Origin of the sequence: Streptomyces sp. 184 (assembly GCF_045781775.1) — a bacterium.
Classification (GTDB): Bacteria; Actinomycetota; Actinomycetes; order Streptomycetales; family Streptomycetaceae; genus Streptomyces.
The window spans coordinates 6,748,312-6,773,830 of record NZ_CP123230.1 but is presented as its reverse complement, the minus strand read 5'-3'; the positions used below and the strand labels follow the sequence as shown (position 1 = coordinate 6,773,830).

30 protein-coding genes, 1 tRNA gene and 1 riboswitch are annotated in these 25,519 nt (G+C 74.3%); of the genes, 11 read left to right on the top strand and 20 right to left on the bottom strand.

Features of this window, described 5'->3' with window-relative positions; translation table 11 throughout:
* Positions 1-38 precede the first annotated feature (38 nt).
* From QBL21_RS28785 to QBL21_RS28765, 5 genes are all read right to left on the bottom strand, one after another.
* Positions 39-989, bottom strand: a complete 951-nt coding sequence (locus tag QBL21_RS28785) for a PLP-dependent cysteine synthase family protein (protein WP_407565148.1) — start codon at positions 987-989, stop codon at positions 39-41.
* Positions 989-1,267, bottom strand: coding sequence for a MoaD/ThiS family protein (locus QBL21_RS28780; protein ID WP_407565147.1), 279 nt, complete (start codon positions 1,265-1,267; stop codon positions 989-991). The genes QBL21_RS28785 and QBL21_RS28780 overlap by 1 nt, the downstream gene beginning before the upstream one ends.
* Positions 1,268-1,386: 119 nt before the next feature.
* Positions 1,387-1,521: a putative leader peptide gene (locus tag QBL21_RS28775; RefSeq protein WP_407565146.1), complete on the bottom strand. Its 135-nt coding sequence runs from the start codon at positions 1,519-1,521 to the stop codon at positions 1,387-1,389.
* Positions 1,522-1,585: 64 nt separating this feature from the next.
* Positions 1,586-2,038 carry a Mov34/MPN/PAD-1 family protein gene (locus QBL21_RS28770; RefSeq protein WP_407565145.1) on the bottom strand — a complete coding sequence of 151 codons (453 nt, stop codon included), beginning with the start codon at positions 2,036-2,038 and terminating at the stop codon, positions 1,586-1,588.
* Between the two features lie 105 nt (positions 2,039-2,143).
* Entirely contained in the window at positions 2,144-2,593 is a 450-nt protein-coding gene (locus QBL21_RS28765; RefSeq protein WP_407565144.1) for a type II toxin-antitoxin system PemK/MazF family toxin, read from the bottom strand.
* A gap of 199 nt (positions 2,594-2,792) precedes the next feature.
* Between QBL21_RS28765 and QBL21_RS28760 the strand changes: the two genes are divergently transcribed.
* From QBL21_RS28760 to rdgB, 4 genes are all read left to right on the top strand, one after another.
* The gene (locus QBL21_RS28760; protein WP_407565143.1) at positions 2,793-3,545 is read left to right on the top strand and encodes an MBL fold metallo-hydrolase; all 753 of its coding nucleotides are present in this window, start codon (positions 2,793-2,795) and stop codon (positions 3,543-3,545) included.
* Positions 3,546-3,637: 92 nt separating this feature from the next.
* Positions 3,638-4,396: a ribonuclease PH gene (gene rph, locus QBL21_RS28755; RefSeq protein WP_407565142.1), complete on the top strand. Its 759-nt coding sequence runs from the start codon at positions 3,638-3,640 to the stop codon at positions 4,394-4,396.
* The gene (locus QBL21_RS28750) at positions 4,396-4,782 is read left to right on the top strand and encodes a hypothetical protein (RefSeq protein WP_407565141.1); all 387 of its coding nucleotides are present in this window, start codon (positions 4,396-4,398) and stop codon (positions 4,780-4,782) included. The genes rph and QBL21_RS28750 overlap by 1 nt, the downstream gene beginning before the upstream one ends.
* A complete protein-coding gene (rdgB, locus tag QBL21_RS28745; protein WP_407565140.1) occupies positions 4,779-5,390 on the top strand; it encodes an RdgB/HAM1 family non-canonical purine NTP pyrophosphatase in 612 nt (203 codons plus the stop codon). The genes QBL21_RS28750 and rdgB overlap by 4 nt, the downstream gene beginning before the upstream one ends.
* 87 nt (positions 5,391-5,477) lie before the next feature.
* Here rdgB and QBL21_RS28740 read toward each other — a convergent pair whose 3' ends face one another.
* From QBL21_RS28740 to QBL21_RS28725, 4 genes are all read right to left on the bottom strand, one after another.
* Complete coding sequence (locus tag QBL21_RS28740; RefSeq protein WP_407565139.1) at positions 5,478-6,335, bottom strand: fumarylacetoacetate hydrolase family protein; 858 nt, start codon at positions 6,333-6,335, stop codon at positions 5,478-5,480.
* Between the two features lie 48 nt (positions 6,336-6,383).
* Complete coding sequence (locus QBL21_RS28735; RefSeq protein ID WP_407565138.1) at positions 6,384-7,193, bottom strand: YidC/Oxa1 family membrane protein insertase; 810 nt, start codon at positions 7,191-7,193, stop codon at positions 6,384-6,386.
* A gap of 175 nt (positions 7,194-7,368) precedes the next feature.
* Complete coding sequence (locus QBL21_RS28730; protein WP_407566599.1) at positions 7,369-7,671, bottom strand: DUF6412 domain-containing protein; 303 nt, start codon at positions 7,669-7,671, stop codon at positions 7,369-7,371.
* A gap of 118 nt (positions 7,672-7,789) precedes the next feature.
* A complete protein-coding gene (locus tag QBL21_RS28725; protein WP_407565137.1) occupies positions 7,790-9,082 on the bottom strand; it encodes a DUF445 domain-containing protein in 1,293 nt (430 codons plus the stop codon).
* 156 nt (positions 9,083-9,238) lie between these two features.
* On the opposite strand from QBL21_RS28725, the gene QBL21_RS28720 reads away from it, so the two are divergent.
* Genes QBL21_RS28720 through QBL21_RS28710 form a run of 3 tightly spaced genes read left to right on the top strand, consistent with a single transcriptional unit; the run spans position 9,239 to position 12,821 of the window.
* Positions 9,239-9,781 (top strand): TetR family transcriptional regulator, encoded by a 543-nt coding sequence (locus tag QBL21_RS28720; RefSeq protein WP_407565136.1) that lies wholly within the window; start codon positions 9,239-9,241, stop codon positions 9,779-9,781.
* A 56-nt stretch (positions 9,782-9,837) separates the two neighbouring features.
* A complete protein-coding gene (locus tag QBL21_RS28715; protein WP_407565135.1) occupies positions 9,838-11,454 on the top strand; it encodes an MFS transporter in 1,617 nt (538 codons plus the stop codon).
* Between the two features lie 56 nt (positions 11,455-11,510).
* Positions 11,511-12,821, top strand: coding sequence for an SGNH/GDSL hydrolase family protein (locus tag QBL21_RS28710; protein ID WP_407565134.1), 1,311 nt, complete (start codon positions 11,511-11,513; stop codon positions 12,819-12,821).
* 55 nt (positions 12,822-12,876) lie between these two features.
* On the opposite strand, the gene QBL21_RS28705 is transcribed toward QBL21_RS28710, so the two are convergent.
* Genes QBL21_RS28705 through QBL21_RS28690 form a run of 4 tightly spaced genes read right to left on the bottom strand, consistent with a single transcriptional unit; the run spans position 12,877 to position 16,236 of the window.
* Entirely contained in the window at positions 12,877-13,599 is a 723-nt protein-coding gene (locus tag QBL21_RS28705; RefSeq protein ID WP_407565133.1) for a DUF1707 domain-containing protein, read from the bottom strand.
* A 10-nt stretch (positions 13,600-13,609) separates the two neighbouring features.
* The gene (locus tag QBL21_RS28700) at positions 13,610-14,548 is read right to left on the bottom strand and encodes an ATP-binding cassette domain-containing protein (protein ID WP_407565132.1); all 939 of its coding nucleotides are present in this window, start codon (positions 14,546-14,548) and stop codon (positions 13,610-13,612) included.
* A 34-nt stretch (positions 14,549-14,582) separates the two neighbouring features.
* Positions 14,583-15,398, bottom strand: a complete 816-nt coding sequence (locus QBL21_RS28695) for an ABC transporter permease (protein WP_407565131.1) — start codon at positions 15,396-15,398, stop codon at positions 14,583-14,585.
* Entirely contained in the window at positions 15,391-16,236 is an 846-nt protein-coding gene (locus QBL21_RS28690; RefSeq protein WP_407565130.1) for an ABC transporter permease, read from the bottom strand. Before QBL21_RS28690 ends, QBL21_RS28695 begins: the two co-directional genes overlap by 8 nt.
* Positions 16,237-16,417: 181 nt before the next feature.
* Here QBL21_RS28690 and QBL21_RS28685 point away from each other — a divergent pair, with 181 nt between their 5' ends.
* Complete coding sequence (locus QBL21_RS28685; protein ID WP_407565129.1) at positions 16,418-18,649, top strand: transglycosylase domain-containing protein; 2,232 nt, start codon at positions 16,418-16,420, stop codon at positions 18,647-18,649.
* Between the two features lie 52 nt (positions 18,650-18,701).
* On the opposite strand, the gene QBL21_RS28680 is transcribed toward QBL21_RS28685, so the two are convergent.
* The 3 genes from QBL21_RS28680 to QBL21_RS28670 form a co-directional block, all read right to left on the bottom strand.
* Complete coding sequence (locus QBL21_RS28680; protein ID WP_407565128.1) at positions 18,702-19,022, bottom strand: DMT family transporter; 321 nt, start codon at positions 19,020-19,022, stop codon at positions 18,702-18,704.
* A gap of 30 nt (positions 19,023-19,052) precedes the next feature.
* Positions 19,053-19,117, bottom strand: a riboswitch (guanidine-III (ykkC-III) riboswitch).
* A gap of 82 nt (positions 19,118-19,199) precedes the next feature.
* Positions 19,200-19,502 carry a co-chaperone GroES gene (locus QBL21_RS28675; RefSeq protein ID WP_281623519.1) on the bottom strand — a complete coding sequence of 101 codons (303 nt, stop codon included), beginning with the start codon at positions 19,500-19,502 and terminating at the stop codon, positions 19,200-19,202.
* Between the two features lie 55 nt (positions 19,503-19,557).
* Positions 19,558-19,902: a DUF3618 domain-containing protein gene (locus QBL21_RS28670; RefSeq protein ID WP_407565127.1), complete on the bottom strand. Its 345-nt coding sequence runs from the start codon at positions 19,900-19,902 to the stop codon at positions 19,558-19,560.
* Positions 19,903-20,004: 102 nt separating this feature from the next.
* On the opposite strand from QBL21_RS28670, the gene bcp reads away from it, so the two are divergent.
* Positions 20,005-20,484 carry a thioredoxin-dependent thiol peroxidase gene (bcp, locus tag QBL21_RS28665; protein ID WP_407565126.1) on the top strand — a complete coding sequence of 160 codons (480 nt, stop codon included), beginning with the start codon at positions 20,005-20,007 and terminating at the stop codon, positions 20,482-20,484.
* Here the strand turns inward: bcp and QBL21_RS28660 are convergent.
* The 4 genes from QBL21_RS28660 to QBL21_RS28645 form a co-directional block, all read right to left on the bottom strand.
* Entirely contained in the window at positions 20,468-21,115 is a 648-nt protein-coding gene (locus tag QBL21_RS28660; RefSeq protein WP_407565125.1) for a class F sortase, read from the bottom strand. The genes bcp and QBL21_RS28660 overlap by 17 nt on opposite strands.
* Positions 21,105-21,725, bottom strand: coding sequence for a hypothetical protein (locus QBL21_RS28655; RefSeq protein ID WP_407565124.1), 621 nt, complete (start codon positions 21,723-21,725; stop codon positions 21,105-21,107). Before QBL21_RS28655 ends, QBL21_RS28660 begins: the two co-directional genes overlap by 11 nt.
* Positions 21,726-21,866: 141 nt before the next feature.
* Positions 21,867-22,646: an HAD-IIA family hydrolase gene (locus QBL21_RS28650; protein ID WP_407565123.1), complete on the bottom strand. Its 780-nt coding sequence runs from the start codon at positions 22,644-22,646 to the stop codon at positions 21,867-21,869.
* A 266-nt stretch (positions 22,647-22,912) separates the two neighbouring features.
* Positions 22,913-24,073 carry a hypothetical protein gene (locus QBL21_RS28645; protein ID WP_407565122.1) on the bottom strand — a complete coding sequence of 387 codons (1,161 nt, stop codon included), beginning with the start codon at positions 24,071-24,073 and terminating at the stop codon, positions 22,913-22,915.
* Between the two features lie 173 nt (positions 24,074-24,246).
* Between QBL21_RS28645 and QBL21_RS28640 the strand changes: the two genes are divergently transcribed.
* Together QBL21_RS28640 and QBL21_RS28635 are read left to right on the top strand one after the other, a co-directional pair.
* Complete coding sequence (locus tag QBL21_RS28640; RefSeq protein WP_407565121.1) at positions 24,247-25,347, top strand: Gfo/Idh/MocA family oxidoreductase; 1,101 nt, start codon at positions 24,247-24,249, stop codon at positions 25,345-25,347.
* 48 nt (positions 25,348-25,395) lie between these two features.
* Positions 25,396-25,469, top strand: a tRNA-Lys gene (locus QBL21_RS28635).
* Positions 25,470-25,519: the final 50 nt, after the last annotated feature.

The window sequence follows — 25,519 nt, the reverse complement described above, 5'->3', positions numbered from 1 at the left end:
GGCGCGAACGGGCGGCGCCCGGTGCGTACGCCCGTGCGCTACGCCCAGAGCTGGCCGTGCAGCGCGGCGACGGCCTCCTCGGTGGTCGCGGCGGTGTAGATGCCCGTCGACAGGTACTTCCAGCCGCCGTCCGCGACGAGGAACGCGATGTCGGCGCTCTCCCCGGCCCGTACCGCCTTGCGGCCCACGCCGATCGCCGCGTGCAGCGAGGCGCCGGTGGAGATGCCGGCGAAGATGCCCTCCTCGCGCAGCAGTTCGCGGGTACGGGTCACGGCGTCCTCGGAGCCGACGGAGTAGCGGGTGGTGAGCACCGACTCGTCGTACAGCTCGGGCACGAAGCCCTCTTCGAGGTTGCGCAGCCCGTAGACGAGGTCGTCGTAGCGCGGCTCGGCGGCCACGATCTGCACGTCCGGGCGCTGCTCGCGCAGGAACCGGCCGGCGCCCATCAGGGTGCCCGTGGTGCCGAGGCCGGCGACGAAGTGGGTGATCGACGGCAGGTCCGCGAGGATCTCGGGGCCGGTGGTGGCGTAGTGCGCGCCGGCGTTGCCGGGGTTGCCGTACTGGTAGAGCATCACCCAGTCCGGGTGCTCGGCGGCCAGCTCCTTGGCGACCCGCACCGCGGTGTTGGAGCCGCCGGCGGCCGGCGAGGAGATGATCTCCGCGCCCCACATGGCGAGCAGTTGGCGGCGCTCGTCGCTCGTGTTCTCCGGCATCACGCAGACGGTGCGGTAGCCCTTGAGGGTCGCGGCCATGGCCAGCGAGATGCCGGTGTTGCCGGAGGTGGGCTCCAGGATCGTGCAGCCGGGGGTGAGCCGGCCGTCCTTCTCCGCCTGCTCGATCATGAAGAGCGCCGGGCGGTCCTTCACGGAGCCGGTGGGGTTGCGGTCCTCCAGCTTCGCCCAGATCCGCACCTCGGGGGCGGGGGAGAGGCGGGGCAGGAGGACCAGGGGCGTGTTGCCGACGGCCGCGAGGGGGCTGTCGTAGCGCATCAGCCGGCGCCGCCGGCGACGGCGGGCAGGATCGTCACGCTGTCGCCGTCCGCGAGCTTGGTGGCGATCCCGTCGAGGAAGCGGACGTCCTCGTCGTTGAGGTACACGTTGACGAAGCGGCGCAGGTCGTCGCCTTCGACCAGGCGCGCGCGGATCCCGGTGTGCCGGGACTCCAGGTCGTCGATCAGCTCGGCCAGCGTGGTGCCGTCGCCCTGGACGGCCTTCTCGCCGTCGGTGTAGCTGCGGAGGATGGTCGGGATGCGGACCTCGATGGCCATTTCGGGGCTCCTGTGGGATGCGGGGAGTCGGGCTGCGCCTGCGGGCGCGGTGTCGGCCGTGCCGCAGGCGGGCGGGGACGTACGCGGCCGGGCACCGGACGCCGGAGTCGGGCTGGGCGTCAGGCGCGGTCGGCCGCGCGGGGCGGCGCGGACGGACAGGCGGCGCTGGCGAGACGGCAGAGGTCGACGTGCAGACGGGCCACGAGCAGCACCTGCCGGCCCGGGTGTTTCCGGGTCACGTCCTGGTCAACCATGGGCTCATCGTATCGATTCCCCGTCCGCGTGCCGGAGCGCCGTTCCATGATGCGGACCGGGGACTCACTGCGCGGACGCGTCGTCGTACGACGCGACCACGGTGACGTCCTCCTCGGTGATCACGCCGTCCACGATGCGGAACGAGCGGAAGGAGACCGGCCCTTCGTCGTTGCCGGACTCGGCGGTGGAGACCAGGACGTAGTGGGCGCCGGGCTCGTTGGCGTAGGAGACGTCGGTGCGCGAGGGGAACGCCTCGGTGGCGGTGTGCGAGTGGTAGATCACCACCGGCTCCTCGTCGCGGTCGTCCATCTCCCGGTAGAGCCGGAGCAGGTCCTGCGAGTCGAACTCGTAGAACGTGGGGGAGCGGGCGGCGTTGAGCATGGGGACGAAGCGTCGCGGCCGGCCGTCGGCGGGCGCCGGCGCCGGGCCCGCGACGACGCCGCACGCCTCGTCGGGGTGGTCCTTGCGGGCGTGCGCGACGATCTGCTCGTACAGCTCCTCCGTGATGGTCAGCATGGCCGCAAGGATGACACGGCCCCGGAGGGCTTACCTCGTACGTTCCGCAAGCTGAGACGGATCCGCTCGGATTCCGGACGGGCGACGGACCGGGGCGCCGGGTCCTCAGGTGTCGGCCAGGTGGCGGACCCGGTCCCACACTCCGGGGTCCACCGGGCCGGCCTTGCGGCGGAAGTCCGCCACGGCGACCTCGTGCAACTCGTCCGTCTCCAGAAAGCCCGGGCGTTCCAGTCCGCCGCCGGCCGAACCCGGCGGCAGCGGGATCACGCCGGGCCGCCCCTCGACCCGCCTGGTGGTGATCGGGGCCACCGTCACCGTCCCGTCCGCGGTCTTCAGCACCAGGCACGGCCGGGCTTCCCCGTCGCCCCCGGCGCCCTCGGCATCCCCGCCACCGTCCCCGTCCCGGTACGGAACGCGGGCCCACCACACCTCGCCCGGCCGCGGCCCGGCCGGCCGGGCGTGCGCGCGCCGGACCCGCCCGAAGCTGTCGGCCACAGTGGCGATCAGGGCCAGCACCACCACGACCGCGACGGCCGGCCACCAGGAGGCGTCCATGCGCCCGATCGTAGGGGCGCCCCGCGCCCGCGGGCGACACCGCGCAGGTGGGCGGGCGGGCCGTACCCCGTCGGCATACTGGTGATTCCGCCCACAACCGGGATGGCCGGGGGACCGCTGCGGCCCATCCCGGCTTACCCTCGGCAGAGCCGGCGGGGCATTGTCGCCCCGTCCCGACCGTGCCGGAGGTCCCTCCCCGATGAAGCTCACCGTCGTCGGTTGCTCGGGCTCGTTCCCGTCCGCGGACTCCGCGTGTTCGAGCTACCTGGTCGAGGCGGAGGGCTACGCGCTCCTGCTCGACATGGGCAACGGCGCGCTGGGGGCCCTTCAGCAGCACTGCGGACTGTACGACCTCGACGCCGTCCTGCTGAGCCACCTGCACGCGGACCACTGCATCGACATGTGCGCCTACTTCGTCGCGCGCTACTACCGCCACGACGGCGGCCCCGCGGAGGTGCTGCCCGTCTACGGCCCCAAGGGCACGGAGCAGCGGCTGACCACGGCGTACGCGGACACCCCCTCGGAGACGTCGATGAGCGAGGTTTTCGACTTCCGGGCGCTGGAGCGCAGCGCGTTCGGCATCGGCCCCTTCACGGTGCACGCGGACCGGGTGAGCCACCCGGTCGAGGCGTACGCCTTCCGCATCGAGCACGGCGGGCGCAGCCTCGTCTACTCCGGCGACACCGGCCCCTGCGGGGCGCTGACCGAGCTGAGCGCGGACGCCGATCTGCTGCTCTGCGAGGCGGCGTTCACGCACGGCCGGGAGGAGATTCCGGACCTGCACCTCAACGGCCGCGAGGCGGGCGAGGCCGCGGCGGCGGCCGGGGTGCGCCGGCTGGTGCTGACCCACATCCCGCCGTGGACGGACCCGCAGGTGAACCTCCGCGACGCCAAGGAGGCGTACGAGGGACCGGTCGAACTGGCGCGCGCGGGCGCGGTGTACGAGGTCTGAGCCCCCGCCCCGCCCGGGCGGTCCACCGGGCCTTCCGGACCCGGCCGGGGACGGCGCGCCCGCCTTCACGAAGGCCCTATAGGGTCGGAACCATGCCTACCTCTGAGACCTCCGCCGGCTCCGCCCGCATCGACGGACGTACCCCCGCCGAACTGCGCCCCGTGGCGCTGGAACGCGGCTGGAGCATGCACGCCGAGGGGTCCGTGCTGGTGTCCTTCGGCGACACCCGGGTGCTGTGCACCGCCAGCTTCACCGAGGGCGTGCCGCGCTGGCGCAAGGGCAGCGGCGAGGGGTGGGTCACCGCGGAGTACTCGATGCTGCCGCGGTCCACGAACACCCGGGGCGACCGCGAGTCCGTCCGCGGCAAGATCGGGGGCCGGACGCACGAGATCTCCCGGCTCATCGGCCGCTCGCTGCGCGCCGTCATCGACTTCAAGGCCCTCGGCGAGAACACCGTCGTCCTCGACTGCGACGTCCTCCAGGCCGACGGCGGCACCCGTACCGCCGCCATCACCGGGGCGTACGTGGCCCTCGCCGACGCGGTGGCGTGGGGGCGCCGGAACAAGCTGATCAAGTCCAAGGCGACACCGCTGAGCGGCACCGTGGCCGCCGTCAGTGTCGGCATCGTCGGCTCCGTGCCGCTGCTCGACCTCTGCTACGAGGAGGACGTGCGGGCGGAGACCGACATGAACGTCGTGTGCACCGGAGACGGGCGCTTCGTCGAGGTGCAGGGCACCGCCGAGGGCGAGCCGTTCGCCCGCGCCGAACTCGACGCGCTGCTCGACCTCGCGGTCGGCGGCTGCGCGCAGCTCGACGAGTTGCAGCGCAAGGCACTGGAGGGAGACCAGTGATGGGGAAGAAGCTCTGGACGCGTGCGGGGGTCGCACTCGCGGCGGGCGCCGCCGCGGTGACGCTCACCGGCGCCTGTGACGCGGTGAGCAAGGCCATGGACTGCGGCCGGCTCGCCACCGAGATCGCGGCCGACGTCGACCGGTTGCAGGAAGCCGTCTCCGGTGCGGACGAGAGCCCGCAGGCCGCCGCGGACGCCCTCGACGAGATCGACAGGAACCTCGACGACTTCGGCGACAAGTCCGACAACGCCGACGTCGGCAAGGCCGTCGACGACCTCCAGCAGGCCGTCGACAACGCCCAGCAGGCCGCCGACCGCGGTGAGGTGCCCGACTTCCGGCCGGTCGGCAACGCCGCCGGCGAGCTGACGAACGTCTGCACCCCGTGACCGCGGACCGCCTCGTCCTCGCCACCCGCAACGCGGGCAAGGTCACCGAGCTGCGCGCCATCCTCGGCGAGGCCGGCATCGGCGCCGGGCTCCTCGGTGCCGACGCCTTCCCCGGCGTCCCGGACGTGCGCGAGACCGGCGTCACCTTCGCCGAGAACGCCCTGCTCAAGGCGCACGCGCTGGCGCAGGCCACCGGCCTGCCCGCGGTCGCCGACGACTCCGGGCTCTGCGTCGACGTGCTCGGCGGCGCACCCGGCATCTTCTCCGCGCGCTGGGCCGGCCGCCACGGCGACGACGCCGCGAACCTCGCGCTGCTCCTCGCCCAGCTCTCCGACGTCGGCCCCGGCCACCGCGGCGCGCACTTCGCGTGCGCCGCGGCGCTCGCGCTGCCGGACGGCACCGAGCGCGTCGCGGAGGGGCGGCTGGAGGGCACGCTGCGGTACGAGCCGGCGGGCAGCGGCGGCTTCGGGTACGACCCGGTTCTCCAGCCGCTCGGCGAGGACCGTACGTGCGCGGAGCTGACCCCCGCGGAGAAGAACGCGATCAGCCACCGCGGCAAGGCGTTCCGGGCGCTGGTCCCGGCGGTGCGGGAGCTGATCGAGGTCTGACCGGGCGGGGAGCCCCGCCCCTGCGGCACGCAACACCGCGGGCGCCACCGGGAAGCCTCCCGGCGGCGCCCGTACGCGGTCCTGCCGCTACGCGCCCTTGATCTCCTGGCGCTGCCGCCCGAGGCCGTCGACCTCCAGCTCCACCACGTCACCGGCCCGCAGGTACGGCTTCGGCTCCGCCATCCCCAGCGCGACCCCCGCCGGCGTACCGGTGTTGATCACGTCGCCCGGGTAGAGCGTCATGAACTGGCTCAGATACCGCACCACATGGGCCACCGCGAAGATCTGGTCCGCGGTCGTGCCGTCCTGCCGCTTCTCGCCGTTCACCCACAGCCGCAGCCCCAGGGCCTGCGGATCCGGCACCTCGTCGGCCGTCACCAGCCACGGGCCCAGCGGGTTGAACGTCTCGCAGTTCTTGCCCTTGTCCCACTGCCCGCCCCGTTCGAGCTGGAACTCCCGCTCGGAGACGTCGTGCGCCACGGCGTAGCCGGCGACGGAGGCGAGCGCGTCGGCGTCGGACTCCAGGTAGCGGGCCGTACGGCCGATGACCACCGCCAGCTCCACCTCCCAGTCCGTCTTCTCGCTGCCGCGCGGCACGAGGACCGGGTCCTCGGGACCGACCACGGTGTCCGGGGCCTTCATGAAGACGATCGGCTCCGCCGGGATGGCCGCGCCGGTCTCGGTCGCGTGGTCGTGGTAGTTCAGCCCGATACACACGATCTTGCCGATCCGGGCCACCGGCGGACCGGTGCGCAGGCCCTCGGCATCCAGCACCGGCAGGTCGCCGCCGGCGGCGGCGTCCCGTACGCGGGCGAGCGCCGCGTCGTCGGACAGCAGCGCTCCGTCGACGTCGGACACGACGCCGGACAGGTCCCGCAGGGCCCCTCCGTCGTCCAGCAGGGCCGGGCGCTCGCTCCCCGGCGGTCCGACACGCAGCAGCTTCATGTGATGACTCCCCTCTCCACGGTCGATCGATCATCCGTTGACCGCTGTTTAGTCCGCAAGACCCTGTTCAGCCCGTGGACCCGGGCGGCGGTAGAGGAGGGTGCGTTCCGCGGCGGTCCAGGCGGTCGTGGTCGCCAGGTACAGGCCCGCGGCGAGCGGCACGATCGCGGCCGTGACCAGGGTGCCGAAGGACAGCAGGGGCAGCCACCGGGTCAGCCCCGCCGCGGGGTCGGGGAGCCCGGCGGGCGGCGGCGCGGCCTTCGCCTTCCTCCCCTTCCCCGTCCCCTTCGCGGTAGCCGCCGCCTTGCGTGCGGCCTCCGCCTCCGCCTCTCGCTCCGCCAGCATCCGCCGGCCGCGCCGGAACGTGTACGCCGCCACCCCCGCGATCACCGCGAACAGCCCCGCGTAGACCATCCCGTGCGCCCCGAACACCCCGCCGTCCGCGAGCGCGTCGGACCACCGGCCGCCCAGCGGGGCGCCGAACAGGGTGTGGGTGAGCAGGTCGTGGTCGTGGCCGGTGAAGAGCCGGTACATCACCATGAACACCGGGATCTGGAGCACCATCGGCCCGCAGCCCGCCAGCGGCGAGGCGCCGGCGTTCGCGTACGTCTCGCCGAGCGCCCGGCGCAGCCGCTCGGGGTCGTCGCGGTGCCTGCGCTGGACCTCCGCCACCTGCGGCGCGAGGTCCCGGCGCACCCGGTCGCCGCGGGCGGCGGCGCGGGCGAGGGGGTGCAGGGCCAGGCGTACGCACAGGGTGAAGACGATGATCGCGACGGCGGTGGCGGAGTCGCCGAAGAGCGGGTCGAGGGTGTCTGCGAGCGTGGACAGGAGCGAACTGAGCGCGCCGAATACGGACATGGAAGGGCTCCACAGGTCTCGTCGTGCCGGATGAGGGGCGGCGTGACGAGCCGTGCGGGGCGCCCGGCGGGCGGCGTCGCGGGGGCAGCGGGCAGCGGACGGCCTCGTACGGCCGGGTGCGGCCGGGTGCGGCAGGAAACGGGCTGCGGGCTGCGGGCGGACGGCGCCGGTGCGCCTACACGGCCGTCGCGGTGCGACGGCCGGGCGCCCGGGGCCGCGGCCGGCCCGCGGCGTCGGGGTCCCGCTGGGGCAGGAAGGCGGTGCGCAGCGCGCGTTCGCGCAGCGCGGTGCGGATCCCGGCGGCGGACTCGGGCGCCGCCGCGGCGGCGCAGAGCGCCAGCCCGGCGAGCAGGGTCAGGGCGGCGGACGCCGCGGAGGCCGCGGCGCCGGCGAGGCCGGTGGCCACGCCCGTCTCGTCGAGGACGACGTCGGCGGCGAGGAGCAGCAGGGCGACGGCGAGCGCACGGCCGCGGGTCATGGCGCCCAGGACGCGGAGCGCCGCCGGGGGCCTCCCGTCACCGGTGCGTGCCTCGCCGTGCATGAGCGCATCCTACGCCGTACGCGCCCCGCCCCCCAGCGGCCCGTACGCCCCGGGCTCAGCCCGCGATGGCCCGGTACACGGTGTAGATGAACAGGCCCGCGAGCGCGCCCACCACCGTGCCGTTGATGCGGATGAACTGGAGGTCCCGGCCGATGTGCGCCTCGATCTTGCGCGAGGTGTGGTCCGCGTCCCAGCCCGCCACCGTGTCCGTGATCAGGGAGGTGATCTGGTGCTGGTACGTCGTCACCACGTGCGTCGCGACGTCCTCGGCCCAGCCGTCGACCTTCGACTGGAGCCGCTGGTCCGCCGCCATCCGCTGCCCGAACGACAGCAGCGCCGCCCGCGCCCGCAGCCGCAGCTCGCTGCGCTCGTCCTCGGCCGCGCCGACGATCATGCCGCGCAGCGACGTCCACGCCGAGGCGATGAAGTCCTGCACCTCGTCGCGCGCCAGGATCTCGCCCTTGAGGCGCTCGACGCGCGCCCGGGTCGCGGTGTCGCCCTGGAGGTCGGCGGCGAAGTCGGCGAGGAACCGGTCGAGCGCGCCGCGCGCCGGGTGCTCCGGCGACTCGCGCATCTCGCCGATGAACCGCAGCAGTTCCTTGTAGACCCGCTCGCCGACCCGGCGGTCGACGAACTTCGGGGTCCAGCCGGGCGCGCCGCCGGCGACCGCGCCGACGACCGAGGGGCCGTTGAGGATCAGCCAGCTCTCGGCGCGCTCGCAGACCATGTCGACGACGCGGCGGTGGCCGCCGTCCGCGACGACCTTCTCCAGCAGCTTGCCGAGCCCCGGCCCCACCTCCAGGGCGGCGGCCCGGCGGTTGATGGCCTCGCCGACGACGGCCTGGACGTCGTTGTCCCGCAGCACGGCGAGCGCCCCGCGCAGCACGGTCGACGCCTCGGCGGTGACGCGGTCGGCGTTGGCGGGTTCGGCGAGCCAGGCGCCGACGCGGCTGCCGAGGCCGAGGGCGTGCAGCCGGGTGCGTACGACGTCGGCGGAGAGGAAGTTCTCGCCGACGAAGTCGCCGAGGCTCTGGCCGAGCTGGTCCTTCTTGGTGGGGATGATCGCGGTGTGCGGGATGGGCAGCCCGAGGGGCCGCTTGAAGAGCGCCGTGACCGCGAACCAGTCCGCCAGCGCGCCGACCATGCCCGCCTCCGCCGCCGCGGCGAGGTAGCCCGACCAGGCGCCGGCGCCGTTGTGCTGCGCCCACCGGGCGAGCGTGAAGACCACGGCGGCCAGCAGCAGCAGGCCGGTGGCGATGGTCTTCATCCGGCGCACGCCGCGCCGCTTCTCCTCGTCGGCGTCCGTATAGGCAACGCCGCCCGGTCCGTCCGCCGCCCGCAGATCCATCCCGCTCCGTCCGCTCGCACCGTGCTGTGACGGCCATTGTCCCCGGGCCCGTCCCCGACTTTCACTTCAGGACCGGCCCGCGGGTTGTCGGTGTCCCCTGCGGGGGCGCGGGTCGGGCTCCGTAACTTTACCTTCCGGATGGTAAAGTTACGTTCCATGCGACCCAGCTCCCGCACCCAGATCCTCGAAGCCGCCGTCCGCGTGGTCGAACGGGCGGGCATCACCGCCCTCACGCTCGACGCCGCCGCGGCCGAGGCCGGGCTGACCAAGCCCGGGCTGATGTACCACTTCCCGAACCGCGACGCGCTGCTCGTCGCCATCCAGCGGCACCTGACCGAGACCCTGGACCGGCACCTGCGCACCGAGCTGGGCAAGCCGTACGAGGAGGCCACCCCCCGCGAGCGGGCCGCCGCCTACGCGCGCTGCTGCGGACAGAGCGGCGGCACCGCGGACTTCGCCTTCATGGTCGCCTCGGCGACCCGGCCGGAGCTGGCCCGGCTGTGGGACGAACTGGCGGACCGCTGGGCGCCGGAGCCGGCCGGCCCGGACCCGGACCCCGAGGCCGTCGACCTGTTCCTGGCCCGGCTCGCGGCGGACGGGCTGTGGCTGTTCCACGCCACCGCGCAGTCCACGCTCGCCCCCGGGGTGGCGGAGGCGGTGCGCCGGCGGCTCGCCGCGCTGACCGACCCGGCGCCCTGAGACCCGCCCCGCCCGGCCCCCGTACGTACGCACAGAGGCAGAAAGCAAGGTGCTCCATGATCAAGGCGCGACGCTGGTGGGTGCTCGCCACCGTCTCGGCGGGCCTGCTGCTCATCTCGCTCGACATGACGATCCTCTACACGGCGCTGCCCACCCTCACCGCCGACCTCGACGCCGACGCCTCCGCGAAGCTCTGGATCATCAACGCCTACCCGCTGGTGATGGCCGGGCTGCTGCTGGGCGCCGGCACGCTGGGCGACCGCGTGGGCCACAAGCGCATGTTCCTGACCGGGCTCGTCCTGTTCGGCATCGCGTCCACCATCGCCGCGTTCGCGCCCTCGGCGGCGGTGCTGATCGGCGCCCGCGCGTTCCTCGCGGTCGGCGCGGCGGCCATGATGCCGGCGACGCTCGCGCTGATCCGGCTCACCTTCGACGACGAGCGCGAGCGCGGCATCGCGATCGGCATCTGGGGCACCGTCGCCGTCGTCGGCGCCGCGCTCGGGCCCGTCGTGGGCGGGCTGCTGCTGAACCACTTCTGGTGGGGCTCGGTCTTCCTCGTCAACGTCCCCGTCGTGCTGGCGGCGCTCGTCGCGACCGCGCTGCTCGCGCCCGGCGGCTCCGGCAGCAAGGACCGGCCGTGGGACCCGGTGGCCTCCGTGCAGGTCATGGCCGGTCTCGTCGGCCTGGTGTACGCGATCAAGGAAGGCTCGCGGCCGGCGCCCGACCCGCTCCAGATCGTGCCGGCGCTGCTCGTCTCCGCGGCCGGCTTCACCCTCTTCGTACGCCGCCAGCGCACCCGCACGTACCCGCTGATCGACTTCACGCTCTTCCGCAACCGGCAGTTGCTCGCCGGTGTCCTGGGCGCCGGGCTCTCGATGTTCGCCACCGCCGGCATCGAGCTGATCCTCGCCCAGCGCCTCCAGCTCGTGCTCGACCTCAGCCCGCTGCGCGCCGGTCTGCTCGTCGCCTCCTCCGCCCTCGGCGCGCTGCCGGCCGGCATCATCGTCGGCGGCCTGGTCTACCGCGTACCGGCGCGCCACCTCATCGGCGGCGGCCTGCTGCTGGGCGCCCTCGGCGTCGCGCTGACCCTGCTGCTCACCCCGGGCGCCGGCCCGCTGCTGGCCGCCGGGCACTCCGCGGGCTGGGTCGTCCCCGGCATGATCCTGGCCGGGCTGGGCCTCGGTACGGTCATGACCGCCGCCTCCGCCGCGATCATCGGCGGCGCGCCGCCGCACCGGGCCGGCATGGCGTCGTCGGTCGAGGAGGTCTCGTACGAACTGGGCAGCCTCACCGGCGTCGCCGTCCTGGGCAGCGTCATGACCGCCGTCTACACCGCCACCGTCGACCTGCCCGCCGGCGTGCCCGAGGCCGCCTCCGACAGTCTCGACGAGGCCCGCGAGGTCGCCGCCGGACTCCCGCCGGGCGGCTCCCGGTCGCTGCTGGACACCGCCGTATCGGCGTTCGACAACGGCTACACGCTCACGCTGGCCGTCACCGCCGCCGTGCTGGCCGTGGGCGGCATCGCCACCCGCGTCCTCCTCGGCCACCGCACCGCCGCCGCGGAGCCGGACGGAGACGGCCCCGGCGGCGGCGCTCCCGGTGGCGGGGATCACGGCGGCGACGGCCCGGACAACGCCGGGGCTGTGACCGGAACGACTCCCTCCCCTCGCTAAGATGGCGGACCGCCGGCAACGGCGCGCACAGACGAACACCGGGGGAGCAGGCTGACGTGACGACCAGGACGGGGTACGCCGTGCTCGCCGCCCTGGTGGCGGTCGTGGTGCTGCTGACCGCCGGCGTCCACGCCGTCACCGACCGCCCCGACGTGCCCGCGCCCCCCGGCGCCGGCGGCGGCGCGGACGCCGCCGCCCCCGCGTCGGTGGGCGGCTGGGCCGGCACGTGGGCCGCCGCGCAGGCCGCGGCCGAGCCGGGGACGCGGGACGGCTTCGCCGGGATGTCCATACGCAACGTCGTGCACACCTCCATCGGCGGCGCCCGGGCCCGGATACAACTGTCCAACGAGTACGGCGACATCCCGCTGACCCTCACCCGCGCCAGCGTCGCCCTCGCCGCCGGGGCCGGCGCCCCGGCGGCGGAGCCGGCGACCATGCGCCCGCTGACCTTCGCGGGCGCCGACGCGGTGACGATCCCCGCCGGCCGGACGGCGACCAGCGACCCCGTGCGGCTGCGGGTGCCGGCCGACAGCGACCTGCTGGTGACGACGTACGCGCCCGCGCCGGCCGGCCCGGTCACGTACCACCCGCACGCGCTCCAGACCTCCTACCTGGCTTCCGGCGACCACACCCGGGACACCGAAGGGGCGGCGTACGACCGGGAGTTCCGGTCCTGGCGGTACGTCACCGCCGTCGACGTCTGGAGCGAGCACGCCGCCGGCGCCGTCGCCGTCCTCGGCGACTCGCTCACCGACGGCACCACCTCCACCCACGGGGCCAACCGCCGCTGGACCGACTACCTCGCCGTGCGGCTGCGCGAGGAGCCCGGCGCCCCGCGCTACGGGGTGCTCAACCTCGGCCTCAGCGGCAACCGCGTCCTCACCGACGGCGGCACCGCCTACCCCAGCAACGGGCCCTCCGGGCTCAGCCGCCTGGAGCGCGACGTGCTCTCGCGCACCGGCGTCAAGGCCGTCGTCGTGGAGCTGGGCATCAACGACATCCTCAAGTCCCCGAAGACCGCGGACGCGGACGCCATCGTCGCCGGCCTGCGCGAGACCGTCCGGCAGTCCCGCGACCGGGGCCTGCGGGTGCTGGGCGCGACGCTGATGCCGTTCCGCGGCCACGAGTCGTACACGCCGCGTGGGGAGCGCGTACGGCAGGAGGTCAACCGGCTGATACGCGCGGGCGACGTCTTCGACGCGGTCCTCGACTTCGACGCGGCCCTGCGCGACCCAAACCGGCCCGCGCGCCTGCACGAGGCGTACGACTCGGGCGACCACCTGCACCTGACGGACCAGGGCTACCACGAGATGGCCCTGACCCTGGACCCCGCCGACCTCAAGCCCCGCGCCCGGGCCGTCCTGTGACCCGCCGGCCCCCGGCCCAGTAAGTCCGCGAGTCCGCGAGTCCGTAGGTCCCGGGCTACTCCAGGCGCTTGCGGCGCTGCTCGCGCGTCAGGCGCCGCTCCTCGCGGGCCAGCCGGCGCTGCTCCCGGGCCGCCTCCGCCTCCGCGCGCCGGGCCGCCCTCGTCTTCTTCCGGCTCGTCCCCACCCCGCCCCAGAAGGCGAAGCCGGTGAGCGTGACGCGCGGGGTGCCGGGGGTGTGGGGGACGCCGGTCTGGGAGTGGTCGAAGCCGCCCATGATGCCGATGCCGCGGACCTCCAGCGCCATGTCCGGGGGCAGGACCACGTTCGCGCCGCCCATGATGGAGATGCAGCGGATCTCCACCTCCGCGGTCTCGAAGTCAGCCTCGCGCAGGTCCAGTTCGCCGCCACCCCAGAACGAGAACATCGTGAAGCGCCGCGGCACCGTCCAGCCCCCCTTGCGCTGGAAGCCGCTCATGATCGCGATGCCCCTGCGCGTCGTCGCCTCGCCGCCGATCCGGCCGGCCCAGCCGGACGCCGGCCGGCCCGGGGCCGCCGCGCGCGGCGCCACCTCGGGCAGGGCGGCCCCCGCCGCGGGCAGGTCGCGGGTGAGCGGGGCGAGCTGGGCGTAGGTCTTCGCCCGGTACGCCTCCTCCAGCCGCTCCTCGAACTCGTCCATGGCGAGCCGGCCCTCGGCCAGCGCGTCCCGCAGGACGTCGGCGACCCGCTCCCGGTCGGCGTCCGAGGCGCGCAGCTCCGGCAGGTGCTCATCGCTCGTCATGGAAACGAGCCTAGGCGTACATGCGGGCGATGACGTCCTCGATGTCGGGCTCCCGCACCGACAGGTCCACCAGCGGCCACCGCTCGGCCACCTCCGCGACCAGCGGCGCCGCGCTGGCCCCGGCCGGGAACGCGAGCCACTGCCGCGGGCCCTCGACCTTCACGGTGCGGCAGCCGGAGACGTCGATGGGCGGCAGCTCCCGCTCCAGGTCGACCACCAGCATCCGCTCGCTCTCGCCGACCGCGTGCAGCCCGTCGAGGTCCCCGTCGTACATCAGCCGGCCGTGGTCGATGACCATGACCCGCTTGCAGAGCTGCTCGATGTCGGACAGGTCGTGCGTGGTGAGCAGCACCGTCGTGCCGCGCTCCGCGTTCAGCTCGCGCAGGAACTCCCGCACCTTCGCCTTGCTCAGCACGTCGAGGCCGATCGTCGGCTCGTCCAGATACAGCACCTCGGGGTCGTGCAGCAGGGCCGCGGCGATGTCGCCGCGCATCCGCTGGCCGAGCGAGAGCTGCCGCACCGGCACCTCCAACAGGTCGCCGAGGCCGAGGAGTTCGGTGCAGCGCTCCAGGTTGGCGCGGTAGCGGTCGTCGGGGATGCGGTACATGCGGTGCATCAGCCGGTACGAGTCGAGCAGCGGCAGGTCCCACCACAGGGTGGTGCGCTGGCCGAAGACGACGCCGATGCGCCGGGCCAGCTTCGTCCGCTCGCGCGCCGGGTCGATGCCGGCGACGCGCAGCCGGCCGCCGCTGGGGGTGAGGATGCCGGTCAGCATCTTGATGGTGGTGGACTTGCCCGCGCCGTTGGGGCCGATGTAGCCGACCATCTCGCCGCGCGGCACGGAGAAGCCGATGCCGTCGACGGCGCGCACCTCGTGCCGCGTACGGCGCAGCCGGCCCGCCCGGCGGCGTACGACGAAGACCTTCTCCAGGTCCTCGACCTCGATCACGTGCCCCTCCTCGCTCCCTGTGCTTCCGTCAGCTTCAGCTTCCGGTGCTGCGGTAGCCGCGCAGCCCCGTGCGCCACGCCAGCCCGGCCAGCGCGCAGCAGGCGGCGGCGACCAGCGGCGAGGCGAAGTCCACCCAGCCGGGCAGGCCCAGCGGGTCGTCGTGGCCGAGCACGTGCAGCGCCGGCAGCCAGTTCACGAAGGCCAGCGGCACGACGAACGTCACGCCGCGCACCAGCTCCTTGCTGAAGATCGTCGGCGGGTACTGCGTCATCGTGTTCCCGCCGTACGTGAACGAGTTCTGCACCTCCGCCGCGTCCGTGGCCCAGAACTGGAACGCCGCGCCGCACGCGAACACCGCCCCGTAGATCGCCGCCCCCGAGAGCACCATCACCGGGACCAGCAGCACCGAGACCGGCGTCCAGGCCACGCCGTCCAGCGCCACCAGCGACCAGACCAGCACCACCAGCCCCTGGAGCATCCGCCCCACCCGGCGCAGCGCGAAGCGGTCGGCGGCTATCTGCGCGAACACCGGCACCGGCCGGACCAGCATCGTGTCCATCGTGCCGTCGCGGATCCGCCGGCCGATCCGGTCCAGGTTGCCCAGCAGCAGGTCGGCCAGGCCCAGGGAGGTGGAGGTGGTGCCGTAGAGGAGGGCGACCTCGGCGAAGGTGAAGCCGCCGAGCACGTCGGTGTGCGAGAACATGATCGAGATCGCGGCGAAGTCGGCGGCGGTCATCAGCATGTTGCCGAGGGCGGTGATCGCGAACGACATGCGGTACGTCATCGTCGTACGCACCCACATGGCGACGATCAGCCCGTACCCCCGCACCCCCGCGACCGCCTCAGCCACCCTGCACCACCATCCTGCGGGTCGCGCACGCCTGCATCGCCCGCCCGGCGGCCAGCAGCGCCGCCGCCCACCCCGCCTGGAACGCCAGCGCCCCGGCGAGGCCCGCGCCGGTGTGCCGGCCGAGCAGCACGTCGGCGGGGACCTGGAGCATCGCCGCCCACGGCAGCGCCTGCGCGATGTCGCCGAGGGCGCCGGGGAAGACGGTCAGCGGCAGCAGCGTGCCGGACAGGAGCATCGCCGCCAGCGAGTTCATCAGGTTGATCCCCTGGCCGTCGAGCAGCCAGAACGCGGCGAGACCGACCAGGTAGCGGAGGGCGAAGCTCACCAGGCAGCCCAGCGTCACGGAGAGCAGGAAGAGGAGCCAGGTGTGCGCCGCGGCGGGCAGCGCCAGCTCGAACGCCAGCGCGCCCGCGGCCATCGGCACGATGCCGCGGCCTAGCAGTTGGAACGCGGCCCGGCCCAGATCGTGGGCGCACCACCAGAGCTGGAGGTCCACGGGCCGGTAGAGGTCCACGGCCACGTCGCCGGAGCGGATGCGCTCCTCCAGCTCCTCCTGGAAGCCGTAGCCGAGCAGCGCCGCGGGCGCCAGCAGCGCCTGGCCGACCCAGACGAAGGTGAGGGCCTGCGCCTGGTCGTAGCCGCCGAGCTGCGGGCGCTCGTGCCACAGCGCGATGAAGGTGTACGCCAGGATGAAGCCGAAGACGGTGTTGGTGAAGACGCCGGCGGCGGTGGCCGCGCGGTACGTCGCGAACCGGCGGAAGCCGCCGGCGGCCACCAGCCCGTACAGCCGCAGCGCCTGCACGGGCGGCGCGTCCCGCAGCGCGTGCGTGCCACGCATCCCCGCACCCCCGCCCGGTCACCGGGGGCCCGCCGCAGGCCCCGCGCACAAAGGCACCGACTCTAGTCCAGTCGGGTTGAGCCCTGCGACCGGTTATCCACGCCTCCTGGATATCTGCATTCTTAATGACAAACTGCTCGCAAGTGTCATATCAGACGACAGATCGAGCCACGGACGGCAGATGAGCCACACGGACATGCGACAGGGCATCCGGAGCTTCGGCCCCGAGGGGGACCCGGAGGACGCCGACGACACCGAGGGCGTCGCCGGTGCCGACGGCGCGGAGGGCGCGGCGACGCCTCCGCCCGCCCCGCCCGCCGGCCGGTCCGAGCCGGCCCGGCGGCGCGCGTACCGCAGGACCTGGTGGAAGGTGCTGCTGGGCGCCGCCATGCTGACGGTGGCGCTGGCCTCCGGGGCGTTCGCCGTCGGCTACCTGACCGTCGACATCCCGCGGCCCAACGACATGGCGACCGCCCAGAGCAACCACTACTTCTACGCGGACGGCTCCAAGCTCGCCGACAAGGGCGAGGTCGACCGCGAGAGCGTTCAGTTGCAGCGCGTCCCCGACCACGTGCGGATGGCCGTGCTGGCCGCCGAGGACCGCGAGTTCTACTCCGACTCCGCCGTCAACCCGACGGCGATGGTCCGGGCCGGCTTCAACACCGTCACCGGCAAGGGCACCCAGTCGGGCTCGACCATCACCCAGCAGTACGTGAAGAACTACTACCTCGACCAGGAGCAGACGATCAGCCGCAAGCTCCGCGAGGCGTTCATCGCGATCAAGCTGGACCGCGAGGTCACCAAGGACGACGTCCTGGAGGGCTACCTCAACACCAGCTACTTCGGCCGCAACGCCTACGGCGTCCAGGCCGCCGCCCGGGCGTACTACGACAAGGACGTCGAGGAGCTGACCGTCGCCGAGGGCGCGTTCCTCGCGACGCTGCTCCAGGCCCCGAGCACGTACGACGTGGCCGTGCACCCCGACAACCGGCCCGCGGCAGAGGCCCGCTGGGACTACGTGCTGGACGGCATGGTCAAGGAGGGCTGGCTCGCGCCCGGCACCCGCGACAGCCTGGAGTTCCCCGTGCCGGAGCCGTCCCGGCTCGACCCCGGCCTGTCCGGGCAGCGCGGCTACCTCGTCGAGGCCATCAACAGCTACCTCGTCGAGCACCGCATCATCGACGAGAAGACCCTCGCCGCCGGCGGCTTCCGCATCGTCACGACGCTCCAGCCCGACAAGCAGGACGCCTTCGTCGGCGCCGTGGAGGAGCAACTGACGTACCAGCTCGACCCGGAGTCCAACCCCGCCGACGCCTACGTGCGCGTCGGCGGCGCCTCCATCGACGTCGGCAGCGGCAAGGTCGTCGCGCTGTACGGCGGTACGGACTACACCCAGCAGTACGTCAGCAACGCCACCCGCCGCGACTACCAGGCCGGCTCCGTCTTCAAGCCGTTCGTCTTCACCGCCGCCGTGCAGGAGAAGGCGAGGAACTGGGAGGGCAGGCGGATCACGCCGCGGACCATGTACGACGGCGACACCGGCCGCAAGGTGATCGGCAGGAAGGGCAAGCCCGTCCGCTACTCGCCGAGCAACCAGGACGACGTCTCCTACGGCCGCATCAGCGTCGCCGACGCCACCAACGAGTCCGTCAACTCCGTCTACGCGCAGATGGCCCAGGACGTCGGCCCCAAGAAGGTCCGCGGCACCGCGGTCCGCCTCGGGCTGCCGCCCTCCACCCCGGAGCTGGAGCCGCACCCCTCCATCGCCCTCGGCTCCGCCACCCCCAGCGCGCTCGACCTCGCGCAGGCGTACGCCACCCTCGCCGGCCACGGCGACCACGGCGGCTACCGGCTCGTGGACAAGCTCAGCCGCAACGGCGAGATCTTCCAGCTCCCGCCGCGGCGCCCGCACCCCGTGGTCTCCCGCAACGCGGCGGACGCGACGACCGCGATGCTCCAGAACGTCGTCGAGAACGGCTCCGGCGAGGAGGCGCAGATCGCCGAGCGGCCGGCGGCCGGCAAGACGGGCACCGGCGAGCACGACCGCTCGGCGTGGTTCGCGGGCTACACCCCGGAACTGGCCACGGTCGTCGGCGTGATGGGGCAGGACCCGGAGACGGGCGCGCAGAAGTCGCTGCACGGGGTGATGGGGGAGGACCGGATCAGCGGCGGCGGGGTGCCGGCGAGGATCTGGGGCGCGTACACCAGGGACGCGCTGTGGGACGTGCCGGTGAGCGACTTCGACCTGGAGGTCTCCCACCGGCAGCGGATGCCCTACTCGCCGCCCCCGGCACCGATGCCCGCGCCCCCGGCCGCCCCGGCGGCCCTGCCGATGCCGCTGCCGCCCGCGCCGGCCCCGGCGGCACCCGTACCCGCGGCGCCCGCGGGCGCGGCACCGCCGGTGCCCCAGTAGGTGTCGCGGCAGGTGTCGCGGCAGGGCCCCGGCAGCTGTCGCGGTAACGGGATCAGTGGCCGGACGTCGCCTTCAGACCGACCACCGCGACCAGCAGCAGGGCGACGAAGAACACCCGCGCGAGCGTCGCCGGCTCACCCAGCACCACCATGCCGAGCAGCGCCGCGCCACCGGCGCCGATGCCCACCCACACGCCGTACGCGGTGCCGATGGGCAGGGTCTTCGCGGCCTGCGCGAGCAGCATCATGCTCGCGGCGATGCCGGCGACGGTGAACACGCTGGGCCACAGCCGGGTGAAGCCTTCGGTGTACTTCATGCCGATCGCCCAGCCGACTTCGAGCACACCGGCGACGAGCAGCAGTATCCACGCCATGAGACGGACCTCCGTGATCGGGCTGACGGGGGTGCGTCGTCTTTGCGTGACCCGGTACGGCGCGTCTCGTCGGGTTACTCCCACCGTAGCAAGCCGCGGGGAACGGCCGCCGGGGGCGCCGCCCGCGCACGCGCGGGCCGCTCACGGCGGGGTCCCGGCCGGTCTCGGCGGGGTCCGCTACAGGTACAGGCCCGTGGAGTCCTCCGAGCCCTCCAGCCGCTCCGAGGCGACCGCGTGCAGGTCGCGCTCGCGCAGCAGCACGTAGCCCACGCCCCGCACCTCGACCTCGCCGCGGTCCTCCGGGTCGAACAGCACCCGGTCGCCCGGCTCGACAGTCCGCACGTTCTGCCCGGTGGCCACCACCTCCGCCCAGGTCAGCCGGCGGCCCACGGCGGCGGTCGCGGGGATGACGATGCCGCCGCTGGACCGGCGCTCGCCCTCCGCGGCGTCGGTGCGGACGAGTACCCGGTCGTGGAGCATCCGGATGGGCAGCTTGTCGTGGGGCGTATTCACATACCCGAAGGTACCCGCGTCGCTAGCGGCGCCGCCGCCTGCCCCGGGTCTTCTCCGGCCGGCGCGATCCCAGCGCCAGCAGCCCGACGACGGCCACCAGGGTGACCGCGACCGGCACGATCCGCTCCAGCCGGGGAGCGCCGTCGGGTGAGACGAGCACGCCGCGGGCGCTGTCGACGGCGCGGTTCGCGACCACGAACGCCTGCCCGGCGGTGCGGTCGACCGCGCCCTTCGTACGCGCCTTGGCCTCGTCCACCAGGTTCTTGGGGCTCACCCGCAGCGTGATCTCGTCGAGCGTCGCGGCGAGATCCTGCCGCCGGCGGGCGATGTCCGCCTCGATCTGCGCGGGAGTCCTGCCGTCCGACACCGCGGTGCCTCCGTCCTCGACGTCCGTCTGCTGGTCGACAGTCTGTCAGCCGTTACGCTCGGGTGCGACATCCGCCCCGCACCGAGAAGTAGGGAAATCACCATGAGCGAGCGACTTCAGCCAGGCGACACGGCTCCCGACTTCACCCTTCCCGACGCGGATGGCAAGAACGTGTCGCTCGCCGACCACCGCGGCCGCAAGGTCATCGTCTACTTCTATCCGGCCGCGCTCACCCCTGGCTGCACCAAGCAGGCGTGCGACTTCACCGACAACCTCGACGTGCTCGCCGCCGCCGGCTACGACGTCATCGGCGTCTCGCCCGACAAGCCCGCGAAGCTGGCGAAGTTCCGCGAGAAGGAGTCGCTGCGGGTGACCCTCGTGGGCGACCCCGACAAGGCGGTGCTGGAGACGTACGGCGCCTTCGGCGAGAAGAAGCTCTACGGGAAGACGGTGACCGGCGTCATCCGCTCCACCGTCGTCGTCGACGAGGACGGCAAGGTCGAGCGGGCGCTGTACAACGTCAAGGCCACCGGTCATGTCGCGAAGCTCCTTCGGGATCTCGACGTCAGTTCGCCCGCGTGAGGTAGCCGGAGACCACCAGGTTGCCCGTGTAGTTCCGCGCCAGCGGCTCGTACGCGCCGCCGCAGGTGAGCAGGCGGATCTCGGCCCGGCCGCGCTTGTGCTGCCCGTACACGCGCTGGGCGTCGAAGTCCTCCTTGGCGACGGTCTCCACCCGCTCCACCGTGAACACAGCCGTGCGCCCGTCCGCGCGCGCCACCGTGACCTCCTCGCCGGGGCGCACGTCGCCCAGGCGGTAGAACACCGCCGGCTTGGCGCGGGTGTCCATGTGCCCGACGAAGACCGCGACACCGGCCGCGCCGGGCTGTGCGCCGCCGCGGTACCAGCCGACCTCGTTCGCGTTGCCGAACGGCGGCGCCTCCACCGCGCCGTTCTCGTCCAGCCCGCGGCCGAGCACCGGGCCCTCGATCCCCACCGACGGCACCGCGACGCCCGCGGGCGCCGAGCCGGGCAGCGGGCGCGCCGCCGGCGGGCCCGAGCGCAGCACCTGCGCGGCTGACGCGCCGTCGGAGATCACGCCGTCGTCGTCCCGGCCGGCCAGTTCGCGGCCCCAGAGCCACAGCCCGAGCAGCAGCACGGCCCAGGCGGCGGCGGTGACGAGGCCGGGACGGCGGCCGGTGCGCTCAGCGGCCATCGGGGGCGCCGTCGCTCGCGTCGGCCGCGGTGCCGCGCGTTCGGCGGCGTACGAAGGTGAGGGCCAGGACCGCCGCGCCGCCGCCGACGAGGGCGACGGGCAGCACGCCGGGACCGTAGCCCTTCTGCTCGGCCGCCTGTGCGGTCTGCGCCTTCTGTGCTTCCTCTGCTTCCTCGGCCCTGTTCGCGGTGCCGCCGCCGCCCGCGGTCACCGGGGACCAGGGCTGGTGGTGCCAGTTGTTCTTCCAGTGGTCCGGCCGCTCGTGCGGCTCCTCCACCACCACCCGGCCGCGCGCCACCCGCCGTTCGCCGTCGCAGTCGACCCACACCGGGTACGTACCGGCCCGCGCGGTCCACCTGATCTTCCCCCGGCCGGTCAGCCCGCCGTAGTTCTCCGGCCGCAGGTTCACCGGTGCCTCGAACGCCTCCGAGGTCGCCGAGGCGTAGTCGCCCCGGCAGGCGCCGGTGCCGACCTCGACGGGATCGCCGCGCTGTACGCGGTACGGGGTCACCGTCACCTCGCCCTGCGCGTACGCGTCGGAGGCACAGGAGACGGCGGCGCCGCCCGTCAGCAGCAGGACGGCGGCGAGGCAGACACGGACCGGGCGCATGGGACCTCCGGGAAGCTCTCACTCCCAGGGTCGCGACGTGCCCGGCCCGCGCATCCGCACGGCCGCGGTGCTACGCCGATCCGGTCGCCGCCCACCCGAACGGCGGGTGCGGGGTTGCCCCCGCGGCGTCCGCGGACCGGCTCAGATCAGGTCGACCAGGTCGGCGATCGAGTCGACGATGTGCGAGGGCCGGTACGGGAACCGCTCCACCTGGTCCGCCCGGGTGAGCCCGGTCAGCACCAGGTACGTCTCCATGCCCGCTTCGAGCCCGGCGAGCATGTCGGTGTCCATCCGGTCACCGATCATCGCGGTCGACTCCGAGTGGGCGCCGATCTGGTTGAGCCCGGCGCGCATCATCAGCGGGTTGGGCTTGCCGACGAAGTACGGGTCCTTGCCGGTCGCCTTGGTGATCAGCGCGGCGACGGCGCCGGTCGCGGGCAGCGGGCCCTCGGTGGACGGGCCGGTCTCGTCCGGGTTGGTGGCGATGAAGCGGGCGCCGTTCTCGATCAGCCGGATGGCCTTCGTCAGCGCCTCGAAGCTGTACGTGCGGGTCTCGCCGAGCACGACGTAGTCGGGGCGGTGGTCGCTGAGCACGTAGCCGTGGTCGTGCAGCGCGGTGGTCAGCCCGGCCTCGCCGATGACGTACGCGGTGCCGCCGGGGCGCTGGTCGTCGAGGAACTTGGCGGTGGCCAGGGCGGAGGTCCAGATGTTCGGCACCGGCACGTCGAGGCCGATACGGGAGAGCCGGGCGTGCAGGTCGCCGGGGGTGTACATGGAGTTGTTGGTGAGCACGAGGAAGGGCTTGCCGGAGTCGCGCAGCCGCTTGATGAAGGCGTCGGCACCGGCGATCGGGATGCCCTCGTGCATGAGGACCCCGTCCATGTCCGTCAGCCAGGACTCGACCGGCATGCGCTCCGCCATCTGCTCTCTCCAACCGGTGCCTCGGGGACGGGGTCACCAGCCTAGACGCAGGAGCGGCGGGACAGACGGGGGCAGAGGGAGAAGAGTGAGGCGGGGGGCGTCAACCGGGGGCGGTGGCGGCGGGAGTGGGAGGTGCGGGTGGGGACGGGCCGGCGCGGTCCGGGCGGCGCGGAGGCCGGGGGCCGGGGGCCGGTGGGGTTGGTCGGGCGGGCGGTGTGGCCCCCTGCGCCCGCGGTGGCGTGCCGGCCCCGGGCGGCGGGGCGGGGTCAGGGGCGGGTGCGGCGCGGGCGACGGGACGTCAGCAGCAGGGCGGTGCCGAGGAGGAGCGAACCGGCGGCCCCCGCCGCCGCGGCGGTCGTCCGGGCGCCCGTGTCCGCCAGGCCCTCCGGCATCGGGGCGGTGCCGGGAAGCCGGGGCGGCGCCGCCGGTACGTCCTCGGGCCACCGCGGTACGGGCCCGCCCTCCTGTGCCGCTGTGCCCGGAGCCCCCGGTGGCGGCGGAGCGCCCGGCGCCGTAGGTGCTCCAGGAGCCACCGGCCCCCGCGGAGACCCCGGCGTTTCCGATGCTCCCGGCGCTCCCGGCGCTCCCGGTGTGCCCGGCGTTCCCGGTGTGCCCCGCTCCGCCGGGGCGTCCGGCGTCCCGGGGCCGCCGCGCTCGCGGCCCTCCCCGGCGCCGGGCGGCCCCTGCGGGGTGCCCGGTTCCGCCGGCTGCCGCCGGGGCCGCTCCGTCGCCAGCCCCTCCCGCGGCGGCGCGGGGCGCTCCGTCGCGTCCTGCGGTTTGGTCGGTGCCGCCGGTTCAGTCGGCTCCTCCGTACCGCCGCAGCACGACCGGCCCCGCCCGATGGCGACGTGGTAGTCGTCCGACTGCCCCACCCACTCGCCGTCGTCCCCGCGCCGCTGCACGGTGGTCACGTTCACGGTCACCCGCCCCGTCGGGGCGCCCGCCGCGAAGCCGAGCCGTACCGGCACCTCCCGGCTGCCCCCCGCCGGCAGCGCGAAGCCGCCGAAGCCGTCCGCGAACACCCCCGCGCTCTCCTCCGCGCCGGTCCGCTCGAACGCCACCGACCGCCAGCGCCGCGCCGCCGCGTCGTAGAACTCCAGCCGGATGTCGTCGGGCCGCAGCCGCCCGCCGCCCTCGTGGCTGAGCACGGCCACGGGGTGCACGTCGCGGCAGGCATCGTCCGAGACGTTGTGCAGCCGCAGCGCCAGGCCGCGGCGCGCGCCGCCGGCCCGCAACGCCGCGCCGTCGCCGCGCAGCGCCGTCGCCACGGGGAAGCGCCCGGCCCCGGGGTCGCCGCAGCGCGGCGCGAACGCGCGGCCGGGCGGCGGCTCCTGCGCCGCGGCGGCGCCGGTCGTGACGGGGGAGAGGGGGGAGAGGAGGAGGGCTGCGGTGGCGGCCGTGAGGGCGAGTACGGAGCGCGGTCCCATGCTCGCGACCGTGCCACGGCCCGTCTACCGGCGATCGGCGAGACGGCTCCGAACGGCTCAACGCACGGCCGCACTACGCCCGTCCGGCGCAACCTCCGGGCCCGTACGGGAGCCTGGCGCGAACACCCCGCCCGCTCCCGGCCCGCCGCGGGGGGTGTGGTTAGGTGACGGCCATGGATGGCACCTCTGGCACCCCCCTGCGCGTTGGTCTCTTCGGTTACGGACTGGCCGGGTCCGTTTTTCACGCCCCGCTCGTCGAGGCCACCGACGGGCTCGTCCTCGACACCGTCGTCACCGCGAACCCCGAGCGGCAGGAGCAGGTGCGCGCCGCGTACCCGGACGCCACCACCGTCGACACCGCCGACGAACTCCTCGCGCGCGCGGAACGCCTCGACCTCGCCGTCGTCGCCTCCCCCAACCGCACGCACGTGCCGCTGGCGACCGCCGCCCTGGAGGCCGGGCTGCCCGTCGTCGTGGACAAGCCGCTGGCCGCCACCGCCGCCGAGGCCGGCGAACTCGCGACCCTCGCCGACGCCCGCGGGCTGATGCTCTCCGCCTTCCACAACCGCCGCTGGGACAGCGACTTCCGTACCGTCGCGGCCCTGCTCGCCGACGGCTCCCTCGGCGACGTGCACCGCTTCGAGTCCCGCTTCGAGCGCTGGCGCCCCGAGCTGCGCGGCGGCTGGCGCGACTCCGCCGACCCGGCGGACGTCGGCGGGCTGCTGTACGACCTGGGCAGCCACCTCGTCGACCAGGCGCTGGCCCTCTTCGGCCCGGTGGTCTCCGTCTACGCCGAGTCCGACGCCCGCCGGGCGGGCTCGGTGGTGGACGACGACAACTTCGTCGCGCTGGTGCACGCCAGGGGAGTCCGCTCGCACCTGTGGATGACCGCGGTGGCCCCGCAGCTCGGGCCGCGCTTCCGGGTGCTCGGCAGCCGCGCCGGGTACGTGAAGTACGGGCTCGACCCGCAGGAGGCCGCGCTGCGCGACGGCCGCCGCCCGGTCGACACCCCGGACATGACCTGGGGCGCGGAGCCGGACGACGCCTGGGGCCGCCTCGGCACCGGGGAGTCCCCGCTCACCGGCGGCGGCGACCTGGTCCCCACGCTGCCCGGCGCCTACCCCGCGTACTACGCCGGCATCGTCGAGTCCCTGCGCACCGGCACGCCCCCGCCCGTCACCGCCGCCGAGGCCGTGGAGACGCTGCGGGTGCTGGAGGCGGCCCGACTGTCGGCGGCCGAGGGCCGGGTCGTACAGCTCGGAACGGGTGCCTGAGCACCCTCGGGGAGCCGGTATGCTTGGCGGCGTCGTGCGAGACGACCTGCGCCGCTAGCTCAGTTGGTTAGAGCAGCTGACTCTTAATCAGCGGGTCCGGGGTTCGAGTCCCTGGCGGCGTACGCACCCCGAAGAGCCCGGGCCGGTCGGCCCGGGCTCTTCGCGTGTCCGT